Genomic DNA, 25,519 nt, shown 5'->3' with positions numbered 1-25,519 from the left:
AAGTCCTTAGCGCGTGCCGCCGGTTTGTTTGAGGAAGTTGGCAAACAGTTCATGGCCCTGCTCGGTCAGGATCGACTCGGGGTGAAACTGTACGCCCTCAATGTTCAGGGTCTTGTGACGCAGGCCCATGATTTCGTCGACCGAACCGTCATCGTGCTGGGTCCATGCGGTCAGTTCCAGGCAATCGGGCAACGTGTCGTGCTTGACGATCAGCGAGTGGTAACGGGTGACGGTCAGCGGATGATTGAGGCCGGCGAAAACGCCCTTGTCCTCGTGGAATACCGGACTAGTCTTACCGTGCATCACTTGGCGGGCGCGCACCACGTCACCGCCAAACGCCTGGCCGATGGACTGATGGCCAAGGCAGACACCGAGGATCGGCAGCTTGCCGGCGAAGTGTTTGATGGCTTCGATGGAGATGCCGGCTTCAGTCGGCGTGCAAGGACCGGGGGAAACCACAATGCGCTCAGGCTTGAGGGCTTCGATTTCAGCGATGGTCAGCTCATCGTTGCGCACCACTTTGACTTCGGCACCCAGCTCGCCGAGGTATTGCACAACGTTGTAAGTAAAGGAGTCGTAGTTGTCGATCATCAGCAACATGGCGTGTCGAACCTCTTGAATTCTGATTTGAAAACAGCCTTCAGATCACTTGCCCGCAGGGCGCTGCACGATGTCGGACGCAGATAGATGCGTCGGCACAGCGGCATTTCAAACAGGCAAGGAAGGCAAAGCGATACAGATCCGGCGGGGCCGGCAGAAAAGATTCAGGCGCGCCAACGCCAGCGGGCGTGTGCCTTGATGACTTGATCCAGAAGTTTGCTGGTGATCAACACGGGGAAGGTCTCGTTCATACGTTCCGGCACAGTAACTTAGCTGGGCGGAGCGTGCAATATGGCCGGGGCTGCGGCAGATAAAACCGGGGGAGGATTCGCGACCGATGGCAAAACGCCGGGAGTTTTTGGTACTGTCGTTTCGTTCACCTACAACAATAACTAAACGGACTTGCTCATGATCAAACAGACGTTGTTTGTACCGCTGGCCGGCTGCCTGCTCGCACTGGCCTGCGCTCAGGCCAATGCTGCACCCAATCCTTATTCCAGTTTCATTGTGTTTGGCGACAGCCTCAACGACGCAGGCACCTTCACCGACACTGGCGGACCGGCCGGCTCCACCGAGCGTTACACCAACCGGACCGGGCCGGTGTATCAAGATGGCAGCGGTGAACTGTATTCATTGAATTCCACGCAGTTGCTCGGCGGACGCCTTGGCTTTTCGCCAGACCAGACAGCCTCCTCCAGCTCCGCCGTGCGCGCCGAAAACGGCCAGCCGGACGGTAACAACTGGGCGGTCGGCGGTTATCGCACCGACCAGATCCTCGACTCGATCACGACGCAATCCGCTACCGGCGAACGCACCCGCGCCGGTTACCTGCCATCGAACGGCTTCCGCGCCGACCCGAAGGCGCTGTATTACATTTCCGGCGGCGGTAACGACTTCCTGCAAGGTCGCATTCTCAGCCTGCCGCAAGCCAACGCCGCCGCCGATCGACTGGCCGACAGCGTGCAAACCCTGCAAACCGCCGGCGCCAAATACGTGATGGTCTGGCTGTTGCCTGATGTTGGCCTGACGCCAGCGATCAACGGTACACCGCTGCAAGCTTTCAGCAGCCAGCTCGCCACTCAGTTCAACAGCCAGTTGGTCACGCGCCTGCAAGGCATCAACGCCGAAATCATTCCGCTGAACATTCCGGTCCTGTTGTCGGAAGTGTTTGCCGATCCTGGGCGCTTTGGCCTCGCGACCGACCAGAACCTGACCGCGACCTGCTTCAGTGGCAGCGGTTGCACCGAGAACGCGCGATACGGGATCAACAGTGCAACGCCCGATCCGACCAAGCTGATCTACAACGACGGCGTGCACCCGACCGAGGCCGGGCAAAAGCTGATCTCCGATTACGCTTATTCCCTGCTCGCCGCGCCGTGGGAGCTGACGCTGCTACCGGAAATGGCCCACGCCACCGTGCGTGCGCATCAGGATGAACTGCGCAATCAATGGCAGGCGGACTGGGAGAACTGGCAAGCGGTAGGTCAATGGCGCGCCATTGTTTCGGCGGGCGGCCAACATCTTGATGTCGACAGCCAAAGCAGCGGCGCCAGCGCCGATGGCAGCGGTTACAACCTTAACGTCGGCGGCAGCTACCGCTTGAATGAAGCCTGGCGTGTCGGTGTGGCAGGAGGTTTCTACCGGCAGAATCTGGAGGCCGGTCACAACGACTCGGATTACAAACTCAACAGCTACATGGCCACTGCATTTGCCCAGTACCAGCAGAACCGCTGGTGGGCTGACGCGGCGTTGACCGGTGGCAAACTCGACTACGACAACCTCAAGCGCAAATTTGATCTGGGCGTCAGCGAAGGTGCTGAAAAAGGCGACACCGACGGCAGCCTCTGGGCCTTCAGCGCCCGCGTCGGTTACGACATTGCCCAACCGGGCAGCGAGTGGCACCTGTCGCCATTCGTCAGCGCCGACTACGCCAGCGTCGATGTCGACGGCTACTCAGAGAAGGGCAACCGCGCCACGGCGCTGACTTTCGATGATCAGACTCGTGACTCGAAACGCCTGGGGCTGGGCTTGCAGGGCAAGTACAACATCACCCCGCAAACCCAGGTATTCGGCGAGTACGCTCACGAGCGTGAGTACGAAGACGACGTGCAGAAGGTCAACATCGCGCTCAACACCTTGCCGGCGAATGACTTCAAACTTGAGGGCTACACGCCGCAGAGTCATTTGAACCGTTTGAGCCTGGGCGTCAGCCACAAACTCACGGCGGATCTGGCGCTGCGTGGCGGCTACTCGCTGCGTAAGGATGATGACTTTACCCAGCAGGGCGTTAACGTCGGGGTCGTTCTGGACTTCTAAATCGCAGGCAAAAAAAAGCGGCGCTCTCACAGGCGCCGCTTTTTTATGACCGAACACAGATCAAATGTAGGAGTGAGCCTGCTCGCGATTACGGTGGTTCAAACAACATATCCGTTGAATGTTAATCCGCTATCGCGAACAGGTTCACTCCTACAGGGGGTTTTGCGTGAGTTCAGGCTTCCGGGGTTTGCTCGGCCAGGGCCACGGCGCGGAACATCGCGCGGCGTTTGTTCAGGGTTTCTTCCCATTCCAGTGCCGGCACCGAGTCGGCGACGATACCGCCACCAGCCTGCACGTGCAGTTCGCCGTTCTTGATCACCGCCGTACGAATCGCAATCGCGGTGTCCATGTTGCCGTTCCAGGCGAAGTAACCCACCGCGCCGCCATACACTCCACGCTTGACCGGCTCCAGTTCGTCGATGATTTCCATCGCGCGAATCTTCGGCGCGCCCGACAAGGTGCCTGCCGGCAGAATCGCTCGAAGTGCATCCATCGCCGTCAGCCCGGCTTTCAACTGGCCGGTGACGTTGGAGACGATGTGCATCACGTTGGAATAGCGCTCGATAACCATTTTCTCGGTGAGCTTCACCGAGCCGATTTCCGACACGCGCCCGGTGTCGTTGCGACCCAGATCGATCAGCATCAAGTGCTCGGCGATCTCCTTGTCGTCCGACAGCAAGTCCTCTTCCAGCGCCACATCCGCTTCTTCCGTGGCGCCACGTGGGCGCGTGCCGGCAATCGGGCGCACGGTGATCAGGTTGTCTTCGACCCGCACCAGCACTTCCGGCGAACTGCCAACGACGTGGAAGTCGCCGAAGTTGAAGAAGTACATGTACGGCGTCGGGTTGAAGCAACGCAAAGCGCGGTACAGATCGATCGGCGCAGCCTTGAAGTCGATCGACATGCGCTGCGACGGCACGACCTGCATGCAGTCACCGGCAAGGATGTACTCCTTGATGGTGTCGACGGCTTTTTCGTAATCGTCTTGAGTAAAACTCGAACGGAACACCGGATCAGCCGATTGCTGCTTGCTGAAGTCCAGGCCACGGCGCGGGGTGATCGGCTGACGGAGCTTTTCCAACAATGCCTGCAGTTGCGCCTGACCTTGTTCGAAGGCATCCGCCTGCGCAGGGTCGGCGAGCACGATCGCGTGCATCTTGCCGGCGAGGTTGTCGAACACCACGACGGCGTCGGAAACCATCAGCAGAATGTCTGGCACGCCAAGTGGATCCGGGTTCGGGCACTTGCCCAGGCGCTTCTCGACATAACGCACGCAGTCGTAACCGAAGTAACCGACCAGACCACCGTTGAAGCGCGGCAGACCGGCGATGGTCGGCACGTTGTAGCGCGCCTTGAAGGTTTCGACGAAGGCCAACGGATCTTCAACATCGTGGCTTTCGGTCTCGACGCCATCAACGGTGATGCTCACGTGATGGTCGTGAACGCGCAGCACAGTGCGGCACGGCAGGCCGATGATCGAATAACGGCCCCATTTCTCGCCACCCTGCACCGATTCGAGCAGGTAGGAGTTGGGCTGGTCGGCCAGTTTCAGGTAGATCGACAGCGGCGTGTCGAAGTCGGCCAGGGTTTCGCAGGCCAACGGAATGCGGTTGTAGCCGTCAGCGGCCAAGCGCAGGAATTCTTCGCGGATCATAAGGTGCCTCGTGGTGTGAGGGGCAAATCAGTCAGGTATGCAAACGCGCCGGCAGGCCGGCCAGGAACAAGTCAGGCGCGCCAACGCCAGCGGGCCAGGGCCTTGATGACTTTCATCCAGAGTTTGCGAGTGACCACCACGATGGCGTTTCCAGAATGGGATTGAGCAGCGTCGGGCAACGTTATCTCAGCGGCCGAACCTAGGCAACCGGGAATTAGCTTGCGCAGATCGTCGATGACCAGCGCCGGTGATTCTTCGGCAATCGGTCGACCGTGGTTGTAGCCATAGCTCAGCGCCACGCATTTGACCCCCGCCGCTTTCGCCGCCAGCACATCGCTGCGCGAGTCGCCGACGAAGAGCGATTGCGAGGCCGGGATGTTGGCCATTTTCATCACAAAGAACAGCGCTGCCGGATCAGGCTTTTTCTGCGGCAGGGTATCGCCACCGATGATCCACTTGAAGTAGCGGCCGATCTTCATCTGATCCAGCAGCGGCGCGACGAAACGCTCCGGTTTGTTGGTAATCAGCGCCATGGCCACGCCTTGCTTGTGCAGCCACTTGAGAGTGTCGCGCACGCCGGGATAGACCACGGTCAGCTCATGGCTGGCGCCGTAGGCTTGCATGAACACTTCCAGCGCGTGCTCGGCTTCGACGTCATCCACCGCCGAATGATCGATACCACCGGCCAACGCACGGCGCACCAGTACTGGCGCGCCGTTGCCAACCCACTCGCGCACCGAATCGATGCCCGCCGGTTGACGGCCGAGGGAGAGCAGCATGGTGTCCACGGCGGCTGCCAGGTCCGGAACCGAGTCGATCAGTGTGCCATCCAGATCGAACATCACCAGCCGTGGCAGTTTTCCCGGGAACAGCTGCTCAAAACCGCTCATGGGCGCGCCAGCGCCAGTTCGGAACGCATCTTGTCGATGACTTCCTGATAGTTCGGCGCATTGAAGATTGCCGAGCCGGCAACAAAGGTGTCAGCGCCAGCAGCGGCGATTTCGCGGATGTTGTTGACGTTGACGCCGCCATCGATTTCCAAGCGGATGTCACGGCCCGAGGCATCGATGATCGCCCGCGCTTCGCGCAGTTTATCGAGGGTGCCAGGAATGAACTTCTGCCCGCCGAAGCCCGGGTTGACGCTCATCAGCAAGACCATGTCGACCTTGTCGATCACGTACTTGAGCACATCCAGCGGGGTCGCCGGGTTGAATACCAGACCGGATTTGCAGCCACCTTCGCGGATCAGTTGCAGCGAACGATCAACGTGCAGCGTGGCTTCCGGGTGGAAGGTGATGTAGGTGGCGCCGGCTTCGATGAAGTCGCCGACAATGCGATCCACCGGGCTGACCATCAGATGCGCGTCGATCGGCGCGGTAACGCCGTACTTGCGCAATGCCGCGCAGACCATCGGACCGATGGTCAGGTTTGGCACGTAGTGGTTGTCCATGACGTCAAAGTGGACGAAGTCGGCGCCAGCGGCGAGAACGTTGTCTACTTCCTCGCCGAGGCGGGCGAAGTCGGCGGAGAGAATCGACGGAGCAATTACGAAGGGCTGCATGACGCACCTTTTCTGAGCTAAATCACGATGGCGCGCATTGTATACCTCAAGTTTCCAAGCGCGCACCGTGACCGCGATGATTGGGTTATGCCATGACGGATGACCGGCGCTGACTCAATACGCCGCGCGGTAGATCTTCTCGATATCGACAGCACTGAGTTTGCGCGGGTTATTGCGCATCAGCCGCTCAATGCCCGCGGCTTCCACGGCCATCGCCGGGATCGCCTCTTCCGGCACGCCGAAACTACGCAGCCCGGCCGGGATTTCCACGGCCGCGCACAAATCGGTCATCGCTTGCACAGCTTTGTCTGCCGCTTCGGCTGCACTCAAATGAGCGGTCTTCACCCCCATGGCTTCGGCAATATCCTGCATGCGTTCGACGCAGGCCATCTTGTTCCAGGTCATGACATACGGCAGCAGCAACGCATTGCTCACGCCATGAGCGATGTTGAAGCGCCCGCCCAGCGGATACGCCAGCGCATGCACCGCGCCGACCCCGGCGTTGCCGAACGCCATGCCGGCCATCAGGCTGGCGGTGGCCATGTCTTCGCGGGCCTGCAGGTTGGCGCCATTGGCGTAGGCCTTGGGCAGCGCTTTGGCGATCAGCTTGATGGCGCCAAGGGCCAGAGAGTCGGTGATCGGCGAGGCATTCACCGACAGATAGGACTCGATGGCGTGCACCAGCGCGTCGATGCCACTGGCGGCGGTGACACTGCGTGGGCAGGTCAGGGTCATCTGCGGGCTGACCAGCGCCACGTCCGGCAATAGAAAGTCGCTGACGATGCCTTTCTTCAACTGTGCGACTTTGTCCGAGAGAATCGCGACGTTGGTCACTTCGGAGCCGGTGCCAGCGGTGGTCGGAATCGCGATCAGCGGCGGACCTTTGCGTGGTACCTGGTCAACACCGAACAGATCTTCCAGCGCGCCGTGATATCCAGCGTAGGCAGCGACACTCTTGGCGATGTCGATGGCGCTGCCGCCACCTAGACCGATCAAACCGTCATGCCCGCCTTCGCGGTAGACACGCATGCAGTCTTCGACGATGGCAATTTCCGGGTCTGGCAGCACACGGTCGAATATTTCGTAGTCGCGCCCACCGAGTTGCACCAACGCTAGCTCGACGGTGCCGGACTTGACCAGCGCGGCGTCGGTGACGATCAGTGGATTGTCGATGTCCAGACGCGTGAGCTCAGCGGCCAGTTGTTCGATGGCGGCGGCGCCGGTGATCAGTTTATGAGCGATTTTGAACTGGGACAGACTCATCGTGCGCAGCCTCTTATAGATGTGGGAGCTGGGCACAAGATTAGCTGGGGATTTGGGGTTGTCTGCTATTCAGGTGGTGAATGACCTATCGAGCGCAAGAGCAAGAGCCCCTCACCCTAGCCCTCTCCCAAAGGGAGAGGGGACTGACCGAGGTGAATGTAAGAGGTACACCGACGTGCGATACCTAGTCGAACTCGGATTTTGAAAAGCACAACGATCTGCTCCCTTCTCCCCAGAAGGTAAAAAGACTGACCGAGGTGCATGGAGGAGATACACCGACGTGCGATACCAAGTCGGATTCAGGTTTTGAAAAACATGAAGATTTGCTCCCTTCCCCCTCGCCCCCATGGGGGAGAGGGTTGGGGTGAGGGGGTGGCTTTTGACCTGGCCCTTAAACCTGAGCCGTACGCAGTTTTTCGCTACGCCCGCGCAGCCATTCCAGGGTCAGCAGCAAAATGACGGAGAAGGCGATCAGCAACGTGGCAGCAGCGGCAATCGTCGGACTCAGGTTCTCACGAATCCCGCTAAACATCTGCCGAGGCAACGTCGCCTGCTCAGGCCCGGCGAGAAACAACGTCACCACCACCTCATCAAACGAAGTCGCAAACGCAAACAACGCCCCGGAAATCACCCCCGGCGCAATCAGCGGCAAGGTCACCCGGCGGAACGCCGTCAGTGGCGATGCACCGAGACTCGCCGCCGCCCGCACCAGGTTGTGGTTAAACCCCTGCAATGTCGCCGACACGGTGATGATCACAAACGGCACACCCAACACCGCATGCACCACAATCAGCGAGAAAAAGCTGTTACCCAAACCCAACGGCGCGAAGAACAGATAACTCGCCACGCCGATGATCACCACCGGCACCACCATCGGCGAAATCACCAGCGCCATCACCAGCGCTTTGCCGGGGAAGTCACCGCGAGTCAGACCAATCGCCGCCAGCGTACCGAATATCATCGCCAGCACCGTCGCCGCTGGGGCAACAATGATGCTGTTCTTCAGTGCGCGCATCCATTCCGCCGAGGCGAAGAAGTCGTGGTACCACTGCAGCGAGAAACCCTGCAGCGGATAGACCAGAAAACTCCCCGAGTTAAATGACAGCGGAATAATCACCAGCACCGGCAGAATCAGGAACAACAGAATCAGGCCGCAGAGGATCCGCAGGCTGTAGAACCACACCCGTTCAATGGGCGACATGTAAGGACTCAGCATTTCGAATTCCCCTTAGCTCAGGCGCAGGCGACTGGCGCCGACCAGCCAGCTGTAAATCAGATAAAGCACCACGGTCGCCAGCAGCAACAGCCCGCCCAGCGCGGTGGCCATGCCCCAGTTGATGCTGGTGTTGGTGTAGAAAGCGACGAAGTAGCTGACCATTTGATCGTTCGGGCTGCCGAGCAGCGCCGGGGTGATGTAGTAGCCGATAGCGAGGATGAACACCAACAGGCAACCGGCGCCAACACCGGCGTAGGTCTGCGGGAAGTACACCCGCCAGAAACTGGCGAACGGGTGGCAGCCGAGGGAAATCGCCGCGCGCATGTAGGTCGGCGAGATGCCTTTCATCACGCTGTAGATCGGCAGGATCATGAACGGCAGCAGAATGTGCACCATCGAGATGTACACGCCGGTGCGGTTGAACACCAGTTCCAGCGGTTTATCGATGATGCCCATGGCCATCAGCCCACTGTTGATCAGACCGCCCGATTGCAGCAGTACGATCCACGCGGCGACGCGCACCAGGATCGATGTCCAGAACGGCAGCAGCACGAGGATCATCAGCAGGTTGCTTTGCCGCGACGGCAGGTTGGCCAGCAGGTACGCCAGTGGATAAGCCAGCAGTAGGCAGATCACGGTGATGACCAGACCCATCCAGAAGGTGCGGGCGAAGATGTCGAGGTAGATCGCCTGATCCGGGGTGGCCGGGGCGATTTCGCCGAGGTCGTCGATACGGTGATCGACCGCTGCCAGCAAGTAGTAAGGCGTGATGCTGCTGGTGTTGCGTTTGACCGCTTGCCAGTAGGCCGGGTCGCCCCAACGCTCGTCGAGGCCTTCCAGTGCTTCTTTATAGGAGGCCGGTTCGCTGGCGAACGGCAGCGCCCGGGCGGTTTTGGTCAGCAGGCTGCGATAGCCGGCCAACTCCATGTTCAAGCGCTTGGACAAATCGCCCAGCGTCTGGTTTTTACGTGCTTCGGCGAGGTCTTCGCCAGCGGCTTTGTAGACCGGTTCAGCGGGCAGGCCACGGCCGTCCCAACTGGCGATGGCCGCCACGGTGCGCGGCATGCCGCCGACCACTTCGGGGTTGCCGACGCTTTTGTAGAGCAGCGCCACGATCGGCACCAGAAACACCAGCAACAGAAACAGCACCAGCGGCGCAATCAGCGCTTGAGCCTTCCAGCGGTTGACCCGCTCGGCGCGCTTGAGCTTCTGCTTCAAGGTGGGGCTGGTGCCCTCGTTCAGGGGAACGGCGATGGCCATGACGTACTCCGCAAATCTTTGATCGTTACAGAGGTGGCGAACGCTACCTCGAACTTTGGGTACTGATCGTTCCCACGCTCTGCGTGGTAACGCATCCAGTGACGCTCTGCGTCACAGGGACGCGGAGCATCCCGGGCGGCATTCCCACGCAGAGCGTGGGAACGATCATCCGGAAAGCCCTCGGTCCGTATGCTCGGGTTACTTCGCAGCCCAGGAATTGAAGCGCTGCTCCAGTTGCTCGCCGTTGTCAGCCCAGAAGCTGACGTCGATCTGCACCTGGTTGGCGATGTTTTCCGGGGTGGTCGGCATGTCTTTCAGGACGTCCTTGGCCAGCAGAGGCACAGCCTGGGTGTTGGCCGGGCCGTAGGCGATGTTTTCCGAGTAGGTTTTCTGCTGCTGCGGCTGTACCGAGAAGGCGATGAATTTCTTCGCCGCTTCGGCGCGCTTGGCGTCCAGACCTTTCGGGATGGCCCACGCGTCGAAGTCGTAGATGCCGCCGTTCCACACCACTTTCAGGTTGGATTCTTTCTGCACCGCCGCGATGCGACCGTTGTAGGCCGAACTCATCACTACGTCACCGGAAGCGAGGTATTGCGGCGGTTGTGCGCCCGCTTCCCACCATTGGATGCTTGGCTTCAGCTCATCAAGCTTCTTGAACGCACGATCCTGGCCACCCTTGCTCGCCAGCTCTTTGTAGACGTCTTTCGGCGCCACACCGTCGGCCATCAGCGCGAATTCGAGGGTGTACTTGGCGCCTTTGCGCAGGCCACGCTTGCCCGGGAATTTCTTGGTGTCCCAGAAATCCGCCCAACTGGTCGGTGCGGTTTTCAGCTTGTCGGCGTTGTAAGCCAGTACGGTCGACCACACGAAGAAGCCCACGCCGCATGGCTGAATCGCGCCTTTGACGTAGTCTTCAGTCTTGCCGAACAGTGCCGGGTCGAGTTGTTCGAACATGTCTTCGTCGCAGCCACGGGACAGCTCTGGCGATTCAACTTCGACCAGATCCCACGACACGCTCTTGGTGTCGACCATGGCTTTGACCTTGGCCATTTCACCGTTGTATTCGCCGGCGACGATCTTGCCGTTGCCCGCCGCTTCCCACGGTGCATAGAAGGCTTTGACTTGCGCCGCCTTGTTCGCCCCGCCAAACGACACCACGGTCAAATCCGGGCCAGCGGCCATTGCGCTGGCCGCACCCATCAGGCCCAGGGTCAGGGCGGTGAACTTCAGGGATCTCAACATTTATTGTTCTCTCCACGTGCAGGGTTGGTGTTGGTATTGCCGGGGCGATTAATGCGCCTCTAGAAGTGGATCGAGTGCGCGTACGTGCTCGACCTGCCAGCCAAGCGGAACCACGTCACCGACCGCGAGCGCAGGATCGAGCTCGGCAATCGGCTGTTTCACGAAGAAGTCGGTCTTGCCACAGACTTCCAGGCGCACCCGGACGTGGTCGCCCAGATAGATGAATTCCGCCACCCTCCCTGAGAAGCGGTTAACGCATTGATCGCTCGAACCGTTGAGGCTGACGCGCTCCGGACGGATCGACAGGGTTACCGGTTCGCCGGTCTGGCCGACATTGACCGCCAACGCCTCGACCTTTTCGCCACGGCCCAACTCGACCACGCAGCGCTCACCGCTCTGGCTGAGCAGGCGACCGTTGAGGCGGTTGTTCTCGCCGATAAAGTTGGCGACAAAGGTGTTTTTCGGCTCTTCGTAAAGCGTGCGCGGTGGGGCGATCTGCTGGATTTCGCCTTGATGGAACACCGCGACGCGGTCAGACATGGTCAGCGCTTCACCCTGATCGTGGGTCACGTAAACCACGGTCACGCCGAGGCGCTGGTGCAGGTGTTTGATTTCCATCTGCATGTGTTCACGCAGTTGTTTGTCGAGGGCGCCGAGGGGTTCGTCCATCAGCACCAGTTGCGGTTCGAACACCAGCGCGCGGGCCAGCGCCACACGCTGCTGCTGACCACCGGACAGCTGCGCCGGGTAGCGCGAGGCGAACGCGTCGAGCTGAACCATGCTGAGGACTTTTTTCACGCGGTCACTGACATCGCTTTTGTTCAGGCCACGGACGGTCAGTGGAAACGCGAGGTTTTCCGCAACGGTCATGTGCGGGAACAGCGCGTAGTTCTGGAACACCATGCCGATGTCGCGCTTGTGCGGCGGCACGTTGTTGATCGAGCGCCCGGCCAGCAGAATCTCGCCAGCGGTCGGTGTTTCGAAACCGGCGAGCATCATCAGGCTGGTGGTCTTGCCGGAACCGGACGGCCCGAGCAGGGTGAGAAACTCGCCTTTGCGGATGTCCAGGTTGAGGTCTTTGACGATCAGGTTCTCGCCGTCGTAGCTCTTCTGCACTCCACGAAAGCTGACCAGCACATCACTGGCCCCTGCGTTTGTTTCGACCTGGCTCATACCCACACCTTTGTTGTTGATGACTGCTTGTGGATTAAGCCTAGTGGTTGCTGACAGCCACGCAAATCGGGGCGCAGGAGAGAATCGCCTCAGCCGGATGGAAGGTTGGGGGTAGGGATTGCCCTACAAGGATGGCGCTAATGGATAAGGCAGTGGCGAGGGTTGAGCTGCAAGCTGCAAGAACAAGCAAAAGCGCGTGTCGCTAACAGATATGCTCAAAATTTCTGGCGCTATGGAGATCCCCTGTAGGAGTGAGCCTGCTCGCGATAGCGGTGGATCAGCCACCACAGCAGTGAATGATCCACCGCTATCGCGAGCAGGCTCACTCCTACAGTTTTGATCGCGGTGATCTTTAGAGGAGTTTGTGTTCCATCGCGTATTTGACCAGTTCGGCCAGCGAGGTGATATTGAGTTTCTGCATCAAACGCGCCTTGTGGGTGCTGATGGTTTTGCTGCTCAGGGCCAGTTGCTGGGCGATGTCGTTGACGTTGGCGCCTTGGGCCAGGCGCTCGAACACCGAGAATTCGCGCTCCGACAGCAACGAATGCAGCGGCCGCGCATCGGTCAGGCCGACTTCGAAGACCATGCGATCCGCCAGATCCGGATCAATGTAACGCCCACCGGCCGCGACCTTGCGAATGGCGGTGAGCAACAACGCCGGATCACTGTCCTTGGTCGCATACCCGGCAGCGCCAACCTTCAGCGCCCGAGCAGCCATCTGCGCTTCGTCATGCATCGACAGCACCAGAATCGCTGGCGGATTGTTCAGAGCACGGATGCGCGGGATCGCTTCGAGGCCATTGACGCCGGGCATGGAGATGTCGAGCAGCACCACTTCGCACGGCACATTGCGCAGGGTTTCGAGCAGTTGCTCACCATTGCTCGCCTCGCCCACCACTTGCAGATCCTTGGCCAGGCCAATCAATTGCTTGATGCCTTCGCGGACAATGGTGTGGTCTTCGGCTACCAGTACTCGGATCAAATCTTTTCTCCAGATTTCAGGTACACACCAATCCCTGTGGGAGCGAGCCTGCTCGCGATAGCGTCAGCCCAAACACCACAAACCTTCAAACCTCACTCACCGGCACCCGCACCACCAGACTGGTGCCCTCCCCCGGCTCACTTTCCAGCGTCAGCCGCCCGCCCATGATCAGCACCCGCTCACGCATGCCCACCAGCCCAAACGAAGTCGGCCGACCGGCAGCAGCGACGAATCCTACGCCATCATCGGCGACCGTCAGACACAATTCGTCGCCTTCCAGCGCCAGCGTCAGTTCCACAGTATGCGCCTGGGCATGGCGCATCACATTGGTCAGCGCCTCCTGCAGGATCCGGAACAGGCCAATCGCCTTGGCATCACTGAGCGCCGGCAGATTGTCCGGCACCTGCACCAGGCATGGAATCTGCGTACGCGCCTCGAACCGCCGCGCCTGCCACTCGATTGCCGACGCAATCCCGGCATCGAGAATCGGTGGTCGCAGCGCCGTCGCCACATCACGCACCAATTGAAATAACTGCGCGATCAGGCGCTTCATGCTGTTCAACCGTTCGTTCAGACCGGGATCGAGTTGCGCGTAGGCCAGTTCGCACATCGATGTTTCCAGTTTCAGCACCGTCAACATCTGCCCCAACTCATCGTGAACCTCGCGGGCAATTCGCGCCTTCTCTTCTTCACGCACGCTTTCAAGGTGCGCCGACAGTTCGCGCAGTTGCTCGCGGGAGGCCGCCAGTTCCAGCTCGATACGCTTGCTCTCGCTGATGTCCCAGACGATGCCGTCCCACACGTACGCGCCGTCCTCCAGTTGGCGAGTGATCGCTTTGATCTCGGCCCAGCGCTGCTCGCCCTGACGCGTGAGGATCCGGCCTTGCCATGACCAGTCACTGTCGGTGTCCAGCGCCTGATCCTGAGTGCGGTGATAACTCGCCTTATCTTCGGGATGCACCAGGCTGCGCAGGCCCATGTCGCGATGGGCAATGGTGGCCGGGGCATAACCGACCAGACTTTCGCTGCCCTCGCTGATGTAGGCAAAGTCGATCTGCCCGGTCACTGGCGCCCGCTCCAGACGGAACACCAGCCCCGGCACATTCGCCGCAATGCCTTGCAGACGCGCCTCGCTTTCCTGCAACGCCGCCAGTGCACGGCGGCGCTCGGTGACATCCGTGAGGTAAACCACCAGGTATTCGCTGTCGCGAAAGCGCAGGAAACTCAGCGACACGTCCGCAGGCAAAACACTGCCATCGGCGCGCACGCAACTGGTTTCGAAACTCAGCGGCCCTTCTTCGCTGGCCCGCGCGCGCTTCCACAGATTGAGCCAGCGATCCATGTGCAGTCCCGGCTCGAAGTCGATCAGGGGACGCTCGATCAATCCGCCTGAGGGGTAACCGAGCATGTTTTCCGCCGCACGATTGGCGTAGCGCACATGGCTGTCCCAATTGACCCAGAGGATGCCGACGGTGCTTTGATCGATGGAGAACTGCGTCAACCGCAGCGCTTCTTCGCTGGCTGCGCGCAAGGCGATGTCTTCCCGGGCGGCCAGCAATCGCTGCTCAAGGCTGTGCTGTTGGCGGCGCTGCCAGAGCACGATCGCGACACAACTGAGCAGGATCACCGCAAACAACAGACTGAGGTTCTGCCAGAAGCCGGGCGACTCCGACAGTCGCGGGTATTTCGGTTGCAGCCATTGGTTGTGCAGTTGCTCCAGATCTTTGGCCGGGATCGCGCGCAAAGCACTTTGCACAATGCCGGCCAGCTCCGGCCAATCGCGGCGCGAGCCGACTCGCAGCAGTTGCGGCAGGCCGATATCGCCCACCACCACCAGTTCGGCGAACTCCGGCTCTACCGACAACCGCCCGAGTTGTGCCTCGTCGACCACGGCGTAGGCGGCCTGCTGCGTCAACAGCAACTGCAAGGCTTGACGCTCTAGCGGCACGCCTTGCAGGTTCAGGTGTGGATAGTTGCTGCGCAGATAGTCCGCGGTGCTGCTGGGCATGCGCACGGCGACGCGGACCTGGCTGTCGAGTTTCTCCAGATCGACCACGCCACTGGCCTTCTGCTCACTGACCACCAGTTGCGGCACGCGCATGTAGGGATCGGAAAACTGCCACAGACGCAACGCACTCGGGGTTTGACTCAGGCCCGGAGCGATATCGATCTCGCCCTCGCGCACGGCGGTTTCCAGTTGTGCGAGATCCTGAAAGTTACGCCAGCTCAGTTCGACATTGAGCGTCTTGGCCAACAACTTCATCAGTTCGACGTTAGCCCCGGACAGCCGCTGCAAACGCCGGTCGTATTGCGCATACGGTGCTTGCAGGACCAGACCGACGCGCAGTTCATTGTGCTGCGCCAGCCATTGCTGCTGGCCCGCCGACAATTGCGCAACGTGGGCCGGGGGCGCAGGCGCCGCCCAGCCCATCAAGGGAAACCACAAACAGCCGATAACCCACAGGCAGCAAAATCGCTTCATTGAAGTCTCATACACTGACAAATTCTGACCAACCCATTAGGCTGCCGGGATACTTTCTGGCCTGGAATAACCGATGCCCTCTGTTTACCGCCTGGCAATGCCAGCATTGTGCCTGTCGCTGATCCTGCCCTGTGCGTTTTCCGTCAACGCCGCCGACCCCACTCCTGCGGCGGAAAAACCGGCAGAAGAAAAACCGGCCGAACGCCAGCCACTGCTAGAGCGTAGTCAGGAAGAGGCCGCCGCACTGGAACGTAAAGTCCCGGCGCAAGAACAGCAACAATTGCAGGCCGGCAGCGACAGCTTCCTCGCCCTGTGGAAACCGGCCAACACCGCCGAGCCCAAAGGCGCGGTGATCATCATCCCTGGCGCCGGCGAAACCGCTGACTGGCCGCAGGCAATCGGCCCATTGCGGCGCAAACTGCCGGATGCACAATGGAGCAGCCTGAGTATCACCCTGCCCGACCTGCAAAGCGACGCCATCGCACCGCGCGTGGTTGAAGCGCCGGTTGCGCCGAAAGCACCGGAGTCAGGTAGCAAGGACTCCACCACCGCGCAGCCAATTGAACAAGCCGCTGGCGGTGAAGCCGAAGTGGCGGATCAAGTGGTCGCCGAAACCACTGAAGAACAATCCAAGGCTGACGCCGAACGCATCTTCGCGCGCATCGACGCCGCGATTGCCTACGCCGAACAGCAGAGCGCACGCAGCATTGTCGTGCTCGGACACGGCACTGGTGCCTATTGGGCCGCGCGATACCTGAGCGAGAAACAAACGGCGCAGGTAGAGAAATTCGTCATGGTCGATGCACAGATGCCAGCCAAGGCCAAACCGCCACTGGCCGAGCTGACGCCAACCCTGAAGCTGCCGACCGCAGATATTTTCTACATGGACAAGCCGCTGGATCGCAACGCCGCGCTGGAGCGCATGCAGGCGAGCAAGCGCTTGAAGACTTCGGCGTTCAGCCAAGTGGCGCTCAGAGCCTTGCCAGACAACAAGGCTGAGCAGGAACAGTTGTTCCGCCGGGTGCGTGGCTGGCTGAATCCGCAGAACACAGACTGACCGACAAACCGCGTCGCTCCCTTCGCGAGCAAGCTCGCTCCCACATTGGATCTGCGTACACAATCCATTGTGGGAGCGAGCCTGCTCGCGAAGAGGCCAGCGCAGACGATACACATCTAACGTTTAGCGAAAATCCCGCCGCTCACGAATCAACGTATAAGCATTGTGCAGCTCCCGGGTTCTATCAGTCGCCTCACGCACCTGCGCTGGCGTCGCCCCCGTTCCGGCAATCTTGTCCGGATGATGACGACTGAGCAGGCGCCGATAGGCCCGCTTGATCTGCGCCGGTTCACTGGACGCCGACACGCCCAATAAACGCATCGCCTCCTGATAGCTCACTGCAGCACTGACGATCGGACGCTTGCCCGGTTCGTAATCACTGGCCAGCGCCTGCACCTGATGCGTTGTCCAGCCCAGCCATTTGCCCCACTGCGCCAACAATTCACGCTCGCTGACGCCGGCACGACCATCGGCCCAGACCATCCGCCAGCACGCACGCAAGACACCCTCGGCCGCATGGGGCTGCGCGCTCAAGCGCCGCAGATAACCGCGCAGATTGTCATTTTCAGACTTGCCACGGTTGAATGCCGCGATGGCGCGGCGCGTTGCCGGCTCACTCATCTCCAGCGCACGCATCTCGTTGCGCGCCTGCTGGATATGCCCGTCGGTAACCCGACCATCACTCTTGGCCAGACGCCCGAGCAACACAAACAACAGTTCGTCGTTGCGCAGCATCGGCCGACCGCCGAGTTTTTCCCGCAAGTGTCCCCAGCTCTGCAAGTGCAGACGCCGATCCAGCGCCTGCCCCAACAATGCCCCAAGCATGGCCCCCGGAATGCTGGCGATTGCAAAACCCGCTCCGGCTCCAATCAGAGTCCCTGGCCACAACATGTCAGCGACTCGCTTCTATCAATGTTTCAGCTTCGGCCAGACGCTCATGCGTACCGACATCGACCCAGTGCCCTTTCAGGCGTTCGCCACTCACTTCGCCAGCCGCCATGGCTTTGCGCAGCAGCGGTGCCAGCTTGAACGCGCCGTCGGTGCAGCCATCGAACAGTTGCGGATGCAGCACAGCGATGCCGCTGTAGGTCAGGGTTGCAGCGTCGGGCTGGCCATCGATCACCTGGCCGTCGGCCAACGTGAAATCACCGTTCGGGTGATGCGTCGGGTTGTCCGCAAGGACCAGATGCGCGAGTCCGTTGATCGGCTGGTGCAGGACGCTGAAGTCATAATCGGTCCAGATATCACCGTTGACCACCAGGAACGCATCATCGCCAAGCATCGGCAGCGCCCGGAAAATCCCGCCGCCGGTTTCCAGTGGCTCGCCTTCGGGCGAGTACTGAATGCTCACACCAAATCGCGAGCCGTCACCCAGATAATCCTCGATCTGCTGACCGAGCCAGGCGTGGTTGATCACGATCTCGTTGAATCCTGCGGCCGCGAGGGCGCGCAGGTGATATTCGATCAGGGGAACACCGCCGGCACGCACCAGTGGTTTCGGCGTGGTCAGGGTCAGCGGACGCATGCGCTCGCCTTTGCCTGCCGCCAGAATCATTGCCTTCATGCTGTTGCTCCACCCCGCAGGCTGGTGAACAGCGCTTGCAGTTCGGCCAATTCCGGACGTCGCGCAATCACCGCTTCTATATAGGAGAAGAAACGTGGCACGTCGGCCAGGTAACGCGGCTTGCCGTCACGGTGGCAGATGCGCGCGAAGATGCCGATGACTTTCAAATGGCGCTGCACGCCCATCAGATCGCTGGCGCGCAGGAAGTCTTCGAAGTCCGGCTGCACTGGAATGTTCAGCGCCGAAGCTTGCTGCCAGTAATTTTCCAGCCAGCCGTGCACGCGCTCTTCGGGCCAGCTGAGGAAGGCGTCCTTGAACAGGCAGGTCACGTCGTAGGTCACCGGGCCATAAACCGCATCCTGGAAGTCCAGCACGCCGGGATTCGGTTCGCTGAGCATCAGGTTGCGGGGCATGTAGTCGCGGTGTACCAGCACTTTGGGTTGAGCGAGTGCGCTGTCGATCAGCAGATCACTAACCTGCTGCCACTGCTGTTGCTGAGTCGAATCGAATTCGACACCGAGTTCACGCTTCACATACCACTCAGGGAACAGTTCCAGCTCACGGCGCAGCAAGGCAACGTCGTAGCTCGGCAACGGTGCAACCATCGGCAACTGCTGAAAAGCCAGCAGCGCTTGCAAGGCATCGGCGAACAATGCGTCGGCATTTTCGCCATCGATCACGTCGAGATAGGTCTGGTTGCCCAGGTCATTGAGCAAAAGAAATCCGCGCTCGAGGTCCTCGGCATAAATTTTCGGCACATTTATTCCGGATTTCGCCAGCAAAAAAGCGATATCCACGAACGGTTTGCAGTTTTCCTGGGGGGGCGGCGCGTCCATCACGACGAAGCTGCGCCCCTCGCCTTCCCAGCGGAAGTAACGGCGGAAACTCGCGTCGCTGCTGGCCGCAGTCAACGTGGCCGGGGGCACGGTGCCCCAGCCCTGATCTGCAAACAGGATTGCCAACTGCTCATCGAGCCAAACTTTCAGGTGTTGCAAGCGTACATCTTGGTCAGGCATTGCAAGGGTCTCCGACGGCGCTAGCCGTCAAGCGGGTCATGCTTTATTATCCAGCATCTTTTTCAGACCATCGAGAGGCGTGCGGCCCACACCGCGGGCAGATGGCACGCAGGAAGCCCGGACTAATAAGATGGCATTGAAATCCCCCGCGTTTCGTAAAAAATTTCCGTTGTTGGTAACCGGCAGTCTGCTGGCTATGCAACCTCTGGCCAGTCAATTCGTTGTTGCCGCCGAGCAGTATGACTGCTCCGTCTCGGCTTCGGGTGGTTGGGCCTGTGCGCCCAAATCAACCGCTGCTGCGTTGCCGCCGCGTCCGGTGCATGACGGCAGTGCCGTCAGTGCTACCGGCGAAGCGGCGACCGAGAACGGTTCGGCTGCCGACACAGCGCCAAAAACGGCGCTGGTCACCGAAGCCAAGGGCCGCGGTTTGAAATCCCGTAGCGAAGACTTCAGTCACCTCGACTGGGTTCCGCGCGAGAAGCTCACCGCCGCCCAATTGGCCGAGACCGGGCCTTACTGCTCTGGTGCCTATATCGAACCGATTCGTCCTGGCATGAATGACAAGACGAACAAAAGCGATGCTCCGACCTTTATCGGCGCAAAAGCCTCGCGCTATAACACCGATGATCAAGTCGGTACGCTGGCCGGTGATGTTGTCCTGCGTCAGGGCAGCATGCAGGTCGAATCCGACGAGGCCAGCCTGTATCAGGCCGAGAGCCGCGCCGAACTCAATGGCGATGTACGTATCCGCGACAACGGCGCGCTGATTGTCGGCGACCACGCCGATGTGCAGCTCGACACCGGTGAAGCCAAGGTCGACAACGCCGAATACGTGATGCACAAATCGCGCATCCGCGGTAACGCGCTGTACGCCAAGCGTGCCGAAAACGCGATCATCCGCCTGAAGGACGGCACGTACACCACGTGCGAACCGAACAGCAACGCCTGGCAGCTCAAGGGCAACAACATCACCTTGAACCCGGCCACCGGTTTCGGTACCGCGACCAACGTGACGCTGCGCGTAAAAGACATTCCGATTCTGTACACGCCGTACATCTACTTCCCGATCGACGACCGTCGTCAGTCGGGCTTCCTGCCGCCGACCATCGGCAGCGGCAGCGATACCGGCTTCATGCTGGTGACCCCGTACTACTTCAACCTGGCGCCGAACTATGACGCCACGTTGTACCCGCGCTACATGAGCAAGCGTGGCATGTTGGTGGAGGGTGAGTTCCGTTACCTGACCAAGTCGAGTGAAGGTCAGTTTGGTGCGGCGTATCTGAACGATGACGATACCGAGCGCAGCAAGCAGACCGACTACGAAAAAACCCGCTACATGTACAACTGGCAGCACAAGGGTGGTCTCGACTCCCGTGTGCTCACCGAAGTCGACTACACCAAGATCAGCGATCCTTATTACTTCCAGGATCTGCAGACTGACCAGATTGGCGTGAAATCCAGCGACTTCGTGAACCAGCAGGGCGCGGTTACTTATCGTGGCGACAGCTATACCGCTCGCTTGAATGCTCAGCAGTACCAATTGGCTACTGTTTCGAACATCACGCCGTATGGTCGTCTGCCGCAGATCACCTTCAATGGTCAGCTGCCGTATCATCCGGAAGGTTTGAATTTCGATTACGAGACCGAGATTGTGCGGTTTGATCGTGATTTGAAAACTGGCAACTTCATCGATGAAAACGGTAACGCGTCACCGCGTCTGGATACCAACGTTCAAGGCCTGGCCCGTGCCAACGGCGACCGTCTGAACTTGAAGCCGGGTGTCAGCCTGCCGATGAACTGGACCTATGGCTTCTTGAAGCCATCGCTGAAGTATCAGTACACCCAGTATCAGCTGGATCTGGACGGTACCGGTAAGTCGCAGATCGTTGCTCAGCAGAATGCTGCAGCTGCGGCAGGCACCGACTACGTAGGTGGCAAGTTCGGTAGCAATCAGAACCGTGGCGTGCCAATCGCCAGCATCGACAGCGGCCTCTACTTCGACCGCAACACGTCTTTCTTCGGCAAGAACTACCGTCAGACGCTGGAACCGCGACTGTTCTACCTCTACGTGCCCGAGGAGAATCAGGAAGACATTCCTGTATTCGACACCAGCGAGTACTCCTTCAACTACTCGTCGCTGTTCCGTGACAACCGCTTCTCCGGCTCCGACCGCGTCGGCGACGAGAACAAACTGTCGCTGGGCGTGACCAGCCGCTGGATTGAAGACGACGGTTTCGAACGTCAACGCATCAGTGTCGGCCAGGCTCTGTACTTCAAGGATCGCGAAGTTCAACTGCCAGGTATCGATGCCAAAACCCGTGACGACGCGAAATCTAACGTTTCGCCATATGCACTGGAATACGAATACCGCTGGAACCGCGATTGGCGCACCACGGCCGACTACAACTGGGATCCGGACAGCCGCAGCCCACGTTCCGGCAGCGCGATGTTCCACTATCAGCCTGAAGACAACCCGAACAAGGTTATCAACGCCGGCTACCGCTATCGCAATGACCAGGTCCGTTATGACCAAAACACCGGCAAATGGTCGGTGGGTGGTGGTGACTACGGCACTCCGGGCACACCTGGCTACGTGAAGGACTACTACAAGATCCAGCAGCATGACTTCTCGGTTATCTGGCCGATCGTTCCACAGTGGAACGCGATCAGCCGCTGGCAGTATGACTACAACCGTAACCGTACCTTGGAAGCCTTCGGTGGTTTCGAGTACGACAACTGCTGCTGGAAACTGCGCCTGATCAACCGTTACTGGGTTTCCTATGACGAGTTCAGCCAGGAAGCTCCGCAAAACGAAAAAGGCGACCATGGCGTCTTCCTCCAAATTGTTCTGAAGGGACTCGGCGGCCTCACTGGCGCCAAGGTAGAGAGCTTCCTCGACAAAGGCATTCAAGGTTATCGTGAACGTGAAGACCAAGCTTTCTGATTGTCTGCGCCCGCTGATGCTGGGCGCGCTGTTCCTGGGTACTGCGGCGAACGCCGCAGTTCAATCCATCGACAAAGTGGTAGCGATCGTCGACAACGATGTGGTCATGCAGAGCCAACTGGATCAACGCGTCCACGAAGTACAGCAGACCATCGCCAAGCGTGGCGGCGGCTTGCCGCCTCCTGGCGTACTGGATCAACAGGTGCTTGAGCGCCTGATCGTCGAAAACCTGCAACTGCAGATCGGCGAACGTTCCGGCATCCGCATCACCGATGAAGAACTGAACCAGGCGGTCGGCACCATTGCCCAGCGCAATAACATGTCGGTTGAGCAGTTCCGTGCTGCTCTGGCTCGCGACGGCCTGAACTATGACGACGCCCGCGATCAGATCAAACGCGAGATGATCATCAGCCGCGTGCGTCAGCGTCGCGTGGCAGAACGCATTCAGGTTTCCGAGCAGGAAGTGAAGAACTTCCTCGCTTCCGACCTGGGCAAAATGCAACTGTCCGAAGAGCTGCACCTGGCCAACATCCTGATCCCGACGCCGGAAAGCGCCAACTCTGAAGCGATTCAGAGTGCTGCCCGTCAGGCCATGGAGGTTTACCAGCAGCTCAAGCAAGGCGCTGACTTCGGCCAGATGGCCGTTGCCAAATCCGGCAGCGACAACGCTCTGGAAGGCGGCGACATGGGCTGGCGTAAAGCCGCGCAACTGCCACCGCCGTTCGACCGCGAGCTGAGCAGCATGGCCGTCGGCGACATCACTCAACCTGCACGCACGCCGGGTGGTTTCATCATCCTCAAGCTGCTGGCAAAACGTGGTGGCGAAGCGCAGATGCGCGACGAAGTGCATGTACGTCACATTCTGGTTAAGCCGAGCCCGATTCGCGATGAAGCGAAGACCAAGGCACTGGTTCAATCCTTGTACGAGCGCATTCTGGCCGGTGAAGATTTTGCCACTCTGGCGAAAAGCTATTCCGAAGACCCGGGTTCGGCGCTCAACGGCGGCGACCTGAACTGGATCGACCCGAACGCACTGGTACCGGAATTCCGCGAAGTGATGGCCAAGACCCCACAAGGTCAGCTGTCCAAGCCATTCCAGACTCAATATGGCTGGCACGTTCTGGAAGTCCTTGGCCGTCGCGCCACCGACAGCACTGAACAGGCCCGCGAGCAGCAAGCCATGACCGTACTGCGTAACCGCAAATACGACGAAGAGCTGCAAACCTGGCTGCGTCAGATCCGTGACGAAGCGTACGTAGAGATCAAACTCCCTGGTGCAGACCAGGCAGCGCAGTGAAACCCCAGCGTTTCGCGCTGACACCCGGCGAACCAGCCGGCATCGGTCCCGACCTGTGCCTGCTGCTCGCCTCGCAAGCCCAGCCACATCCCCTGATTGCCATCACCAGCCGCGACCTGCTCTCCGAGCGGGCCGCGCAGCTGGGGCTGGCCGTCAACTTGCTGGATATCGGCCCGAATCACTGGCCGGACGCCCCGGCACCCGCAGGCAGCCTGTATGTCTGGGATACGCCGCTGAGCGCCCCCGTGGTTGCCGGGCAACTGGATAAGGCCAACGCTGCGTTCGTCCTCGAAACCCTGACCCGCGCCGGCAACGGCTGCCTCAACGGCGACTTCGCCGGGATGATTACCGCCCCTGTACACAAAGGCGTGATCAACGAGTCGGGCATCGCGTTCTCCGGACACACCGAATTCCTCGCTGACCTGACCCACACCGCCCAAGTGGTGATGATGCTCGCCACCCGCGGTTTGCGCGTGGCACTGGTCACCACTCACCTGCCCCTGCGCGAGATTGCCGATGCGATCACACCAGAACGGCTGGAGCGGGTCACACGGATTCTGCACAGCGACCTGCAAAACAAATTCGGCATCGCCCAGCCACGCATCCTCGTCTGCGGACTCAACCCGCACGCCGGTGAAGGCGGCCACCTGGGCCATGAAGAAATCGACATCATTGAACCGACATTAGAGCGCCTGCGCGGCGAGGGCATGGACCTTCGTGGCCCGCTGCCTGCCGACACTCTGTTTACCCCCAAATATCTGGAGCACTGCGACGCAGTGCTGGCGATGTACCACGACCAGGGTTTGCCTGTGCTTAAGTACAAAGGCTTCGGCGCTGCCGTCAACGTGACCCTTGGTCTGCCGATCATCCGCACGTCGGTCGATCACGGCACCGCCCTGGATCTGGCCGGCAGCGGCAAGATCGATACCGGCAGCCTGCAAGTCGCCCTGGAAACCGCCTACCAGATGGCCGAGACCCGTTTATGACCGAGCAATACCAACACAAGGCGCGCAAACGCTTTGGCCAGAACTTCCTGCACGATGCCGGCGTCATCGACCGCATCCTGCGCTCCATCAGCGCCAAGTCTGAAGATCGCCTGCTGGAAATCGGCCCGGGCCAGGGCGCACTGACCGCCGGCCTGCTCAACTCCGGCGCACAACTCGACGTGGTGGAACTGGACAAGGATCTGATCCCGATCCTCAACCAGCAGTTTGCCGGAAAGAGCAACTTCAACCTGCATCAGGGCGATGCACTGAAGTTCGACTTCAACACGCTCAACGCCGCGCCAAACAGCCTGCGTGTGGTTGGCAACCTGCCGTACAACATCTCCACGCCGCTGATTTTTCACCTGCTGAACAATGCCGGCATCATTCGCGACATGCACTTCATGCTGCAGAAAGAAGTGGTTGAGCGTCTGGCCGCAGGCCCTGGCGGTGGTGACTGGGGTCGCCTGTCGATCATGGTTCAGTACCATTGCCGTGTGGAACACCTGTTCGACGTTGGTCCGGGTGCGTTCAACCCGCCGCCGAAGGTCGACTCGGCCATCGTCCGCTTGGTGCCGCACGCCGTACTGCCGCACCCGGCCAAGGATCACAAGCTGCTGGAGCGCGTTGTGCGCGAAGCGTTCAACCAACGCCGCAAGACCTTGCGCAACACTCTCAAGCAACTGCTCAGCAATGCCGAGATCGAAGCCGCCGGCGTCGATGGCAGCTTGCGTCCGGAGCAACTGGATCTGGCCGCGTTCGTACGTCTGGCCGACCAGCTCGCGGTACAAGTCCCGGCCTCCCCCGCCGCCGACTGATAAACGATGAACGCTATCGGGCAGGACGCCACTCTGGTTTACTGCCCGATACTTGCCTAGACTGAATCCCCATCAGCTACGCCCCGCGTTC

Annotated in this window: 20 protein-coding genes; 6 read left to right on the top strand and 14 right to left on the bottom strand. The window is 60.1% G+C overall.

The window, feature by feature from the left end; genetic code table 11:
• Positions 1-6: 6 nt before the first annotated feature.
• Positions 7-600, bottom strand: coding sequence for an aminodeoxychorismate/anthranilate synthase component II (locus CKW26_RS23360; protein WP_095050324.1), 594 nt, complete (start codon positions 598-600; stop codon positions 7-9).
• A 408-nt stretch (positions 601-1,008) separates the two neighbouring features.
• Here CKW26_RS23360 and estP point away from each other — a divergent pair, with 408 nt between their 5' ends.
• Positions 1,009-2,916: an esterase EstP gene (gene estP / locus CKW26_RS23355; protein ID WP_095050323.1), complete on the top strand. Its 1,908-nt coding sequence runs from the start codon at positions 1,009-1,011 to the stop codon at positions 2,914-2,916.
• A gap of 172 nt (positions 2,917-3,088) precedes the next feature.
• Here the strand turns inward: estP and trpE are convergent, their stop codons facing one another.
• The 10 genes from trpE to CKW26_RS23305 form a co-directional block, all read right to left on the bottom strand.
• A complete protein-coding gene (gene trpE / locus CKW26_RS23350) occupies positions 3,089-4,570 on the bottom strand; it encodes an anthranilate synthase component I (protein ID WP_007918809.1) in 1,482 nt (493 codons plus the stop codon).
• Between the two features lie 71 nt (positions 4,571-4,641).
• A complete protein-coding gene (locus CKW26_RS23345; protein ID WP_038363360.1) occupies positions 4,642-5,460 on the bottom strand; it encodes a phosphoglycolate phosphatase in 819 nt (272 codons plus the stop codon).
• Positions 5,457-6,131 (bottom strand): ribulose-phosphate 3-epimerase, encoded by a 675-nt coding sequence (gene rpe, locus CKW26_RS23340; protein ID WP_007918813.1) that lies wholly within the window; start codon positions 6,129-6,131, stop codon positions 5,457-5,459. Before rpe ends, CKW26_RS23345 begins: the two co-directional genes overlap by 4 nt.
• Before the next feature lie 114 nt (positions 6,132-6,245).
• Positions 6,246-7,394 (bottom strand): iron-containing alcohol dehydrogenase, encoded by a 1,149-nt coding sequence (locus CKW26_RS23335; RefSeq protein WP_095050322.1) that lies wholly within the window; start codon positions 7,392-7,394, stop codon positions 6,246-6,248.
• A 391-nt stretch (positions 7,395-7,785) separates the two neighbouring features.
• On the bottom strand, positions 7,786-8,610 hold the full coding sequence (locus CKW26_RS23330; RefSeq protein ID WP_008084123.1) for an ABC transporter permease: 825 nt from the start codon (positions 8,608-8,610) through the stop codon (positions 7,786-7,788).
• A gap of 12 nt (positions 8,611-8,622) precedes the next feature.
• Complete coding sequence (locus tag CKW26_RS23325; protein ID WP_093441896.1) at positions 8,623-9,870, bottom strand: ABC transporter permease; 1,248 nt, start codon at positions 9,868-9,870, stop codon at positions 8,623-8,625.
• Positions 9,871-10,068: 198 nt separating this feature from the next.
• Entirely contained in the window at positions 10,069-11,112 is a 1,044-nt protein-coding gene (locus CKW26_RS23320; protein ID WP_038363355.1) for an ABC transporter substrate-binding protein, read from the bottom strand.
• 48 nt (positions 11,113-11,160) lie between these two features.
• The gene (locus tag CKW26_RS23315) at positions 11,161-12,285 is read right to left on the bottom strand and encodes an ABC transporter ATP-binding protein (RefSeq protein WP_095050321.1); all 1,125 of its coding nucleotides are present in this window, start codon (positions 12,283-12,285) and stop codon (positions 11,161-11,163) included.
• Positions 12,286-12,637: 352 nt separating this feature from the next.
• Positions 12,638-13,267, bottom strand: a complete 630-nt coding sequence (locus CKW26_RS23310) for a response regulator transcription factor (RefSeq protein WP_093441901.1) — start codon at positions 13,265-13,267, stop codon at positions 12,638-12,640.
• Positions 13,268-13,352: 85 nt separating this feature from the next.
• Positions 13,353-15,749 (bottom strand): PAS domain S-box protein, encoded by a 2,397-nt coding sequence (locus tag CKW26_RS23305; protein ID WP_095050320.1) that lies wholly within the window; start codon positions 15,747-15,749, stop codon positions 13,353-13,355.
• Positions 15,750-15,822: 73 nt separating this feature from the next.
• On the opposite strand from CKW26_RS23305, the gene CKW26_RS23300 reads away from it, so the two are divergent.
• Positions 15,823-16,806: an alpha/beta hydrolase family protein gene (locus tag CKW26_RS23300; protein ID WP_095050319.1), complete on the top strand. Its 984-nt coding sequence runs from the start codon at positions 15,823-15,825 to the stop codon at positions 16,804-16,806.
• 123 nt (positions 16,807-16,929) lie between these two features.
• Here CKW26_RS23300 and CKW26_RS23295 read toward each other — a convergent pair whose 3' ends face one another.
• Genes CKW26_RS23295 through CKW26_RS23285 form a run of 3 tightly spaced genes read right to left on the bottom strand, consistent with a single transcriptional unit; the run spans position 16,930 to position 19,386 of the window.
• Positions 16,930-17,697, bottom strand: coding sequence for a TerB family tellurite resistance protein (locus CKW26_RS23295; RefSeq protein WP_093441918.1), 768 nt, complete (start codon positions 17,695-17,697; stop codon positions 16,930-16,932).
• Between the two features lies 1 nt (position 17,698).
• Entirely contained in the window at positions 17,699-18,370 is a 672-nt protein-coding gene (gene murU, locus CKW26_RS23290) for an N-acetylmuramate alpha-1-phosphate uridylyltransferase MurU (RefSeq protein ID WP_095050318.1), read from the bottom strand.
• On the bottom strand, positions 18,367-19,386 hold the full coding sequence (locus tag CKW26_RS23285; RefSeq protein ID WP_095050317.1) for an aminoglycoside phosphotransferase family protein: 1,020 nt from the start codon (positions 19,384-19,386) through the stop codon (positions 18,367-18,369). The genes murU and CKW26_RS23285 overlap by 4 nt, the downstream gene beginning before the upstream one ends.
• A gap of 130 nt (positions 19,387-19,516) precedes the next feature.
• Between CKW26_RS23285 and CKW26_RS23280 the strand changes: the two genes are divergently transcribed.
• The 4 genes from CKW26_RS23280 to rsmA are packed head-to-tail and all read left to right on the top strand — an operon-like array spanning position 19,517 to position 25,428.
• Positions 19,517-22,330 (top strand): LPS-assembly protein LptD, encoded by a 2,814-nt coding sequence (locus tag CKW26_RS23280; protein ID WP_095050316.1) that lies wholly within the window; start codon positions 19,517-19,519, stop codon positions 22,328-22,330.
• Positions 22,305-23,627 (top strand): peptidylprolyl isomerase SurA, encoded by a 1,323-nt coding sequence (gene surA / locus CKW26_RS23275; RefSeq protein WP_176471329.1) that lies wholly within the window; start codon positions 22,305-22,307, stop codon positions 23,625-23,627. The genes CKW26_RS23280 and surA overlap by 26 nt, the downstream gene beginning before the upstream one ends.
• The gene (pdxA, locus tag CKW26_RS23270; protein ID WP_095050315.1) at positions 23,624-24,613 is read left to right on the top strand and encodes a 4-hydroxythreonine-4-phosphate dehydrogenase PdxA; all 990 of its coding nucleotides are present in this window, start codon (positions 23,624-23,626) and stop codon (positions 24,611-24,613) included. Before surA ends, pdxA begins: the two co-directional genes overlap by 4 nt.
• Positions 24,610-25,428 (top strand): 16S rRNA (adenine(1518)-N(6)/adenine(1519)-N(6))-dimethyltransferase RsmA, encoded by an 819-nt coding sequence (rsmA, locus tag CKW26_RS23265; RefSeq protein WP_095050314.1) that lies wholly within the window; start codon positions 24,610-24,612, stop codon positions 25,426-25,428. The genes pdxA and rsmA overlap by 4 nt, the downstream gene beginning before the upstream one ends.
• Positions 25,429-25,519 lie beyond the last annotated feature (91 nt).

The organism is Pseudomonas sp. Irchel s3h9 (assembly GCF_900187475.1).
Taxonomy (GTDB): Bacteria; Pseudomonadota; Gammaproteobacteria; order Pseudomonadales; family Pseudomonadaceae; genus Aquipseudomonas; species Aquipseudomonas neuropathica.
The sequence above is the reverse complement of the archived record's forward strand: the minus strand, read 5'-3'. Positions and strand labels throughout refer to the sequence as shown.

Excerpts from the sequence above, each read along its gene's own strand:
- CKW26_RS23315 (WP_095050321.1), bottom strand. The coding sequence starts at position 12,285 with ATGAGCCAGGTCGAAACAAACGCAGGGGCCAGTGATGTGCTGGTCAGC.
- estP (WP_095050323.1), top strand. The coding sequence starts at position 1,009 with ATGATCAAACAGACGTTGTTTGTACCGCTGGCCGGCTGCCTGCTCGCA.
- rpe (WP_007918813.1), bottom strand. The coding sequence starts at position 6,131 with ATGCAGCCCTTCGTAATTGCTCCGTCGATTCTCTCCGCCGACTTCGCC.
- CKW26_RS23295 (WP_093441918.1), bottom strand. The coding sequence starts at position 17,697 with ATGTTGTGGCCAGGGACTCTGATTGGAGCCGGAGCGGGTTTTGCAATC.
- CKW26_RS23300 (WP_095050319.1), top strand. The coding sequence starts at position 15,823 with ATGCCCTCTGTTTACCGCCTGGCAATGCCAGCATTGTGCCTGTCGCTG.
- murU (WP_095050318.1), bottom strand. The coding sequence starts at position 18,370 with ATGAAGGCAATGATTCTGGCGGCAGGCAAAGGCGAGCGCATGCGTCCG.
- CKW26_RS23360 (WP_095050324.1), bottom strand. The coding sequence starts at position 600 with ATGTTGCTGATGATCGACAACTACGACTCCTTTACTTACAACGTTGTG.
- CKW26_RS23325 (WP_093441896.1), bottom strand. The coding sequence starts at position 9,870 with ATGGCCATCGCCGTTCCCCTGAACGAGGGCACCAGCCCCACCTTGAAG.
- CKW26_RS23330 (WP_008084123.1), bottom strand. The coding sequence starts at position 8,610 with ATGCTGAGTCCTTACATGTCGCCCATTGAACGGGTGTGGTTCTACAGC.
- CKW26_RS23305 (WP_095050320.1), bottom strand. The coding sequence starts at position 15,749 with ATGAAGCGATTTTGCTGCCTGTGGGTTATCGGCTGTTTGTGGTTTCCC.
- CKW26_RS23285 (WP_095050317.1), bottom strand. The coding sequence starts at position 19,386 with ATGCCTGACCAAGATGTACGCTTGCAACACCTGAAAGTTTGGCTCGAT.
- CKW26_RS23335 (WP_095050322.1), bottom strand. The coding sequence starts at position 7,394 with ATGAGTCTGTCCCAGTTCAAAATCGCTCATAAACTGATCACCGGCGCC.
- CKW26_RS23320 (WP_038363355.1), bottom strand. The coding sequence starts at position 11,112 with ATGTTGAGATCCCTGAAGTTCACCGCCCTGACCCTGGGCCTGATGGGT.
- CKW26_RS23280 (WP_095050316.1), top strand. The coding sequence starts at position 19,517 with ATGGCATTGAAATCCCCCGCGTTTCGTAAAAAATTTCCGTTGTTGGTA.
- rsmA (WP_095050314.1), top strand. The coding sequence starts at position 24,610 with ATGACCGAGCAATACCAACACAAGGCGCGCAAACGCTTTGGCCAGAAC.
- CKW26_RS23345 (WP_038363360.1), bottom strand. The coding sequence starts at position 5,460 with ATGAGCGGTTTTGAGCAGCTGTTCCCGGGAAAACTGCCACGGCTGGTG.
- trpE (WP_007918809.1), bottom strand. The coding sequence starts at position 4,570 with ATGATCCGCGAAGAATTCCTGCGCTTGGCCGCTGACGGCTACAACCGC.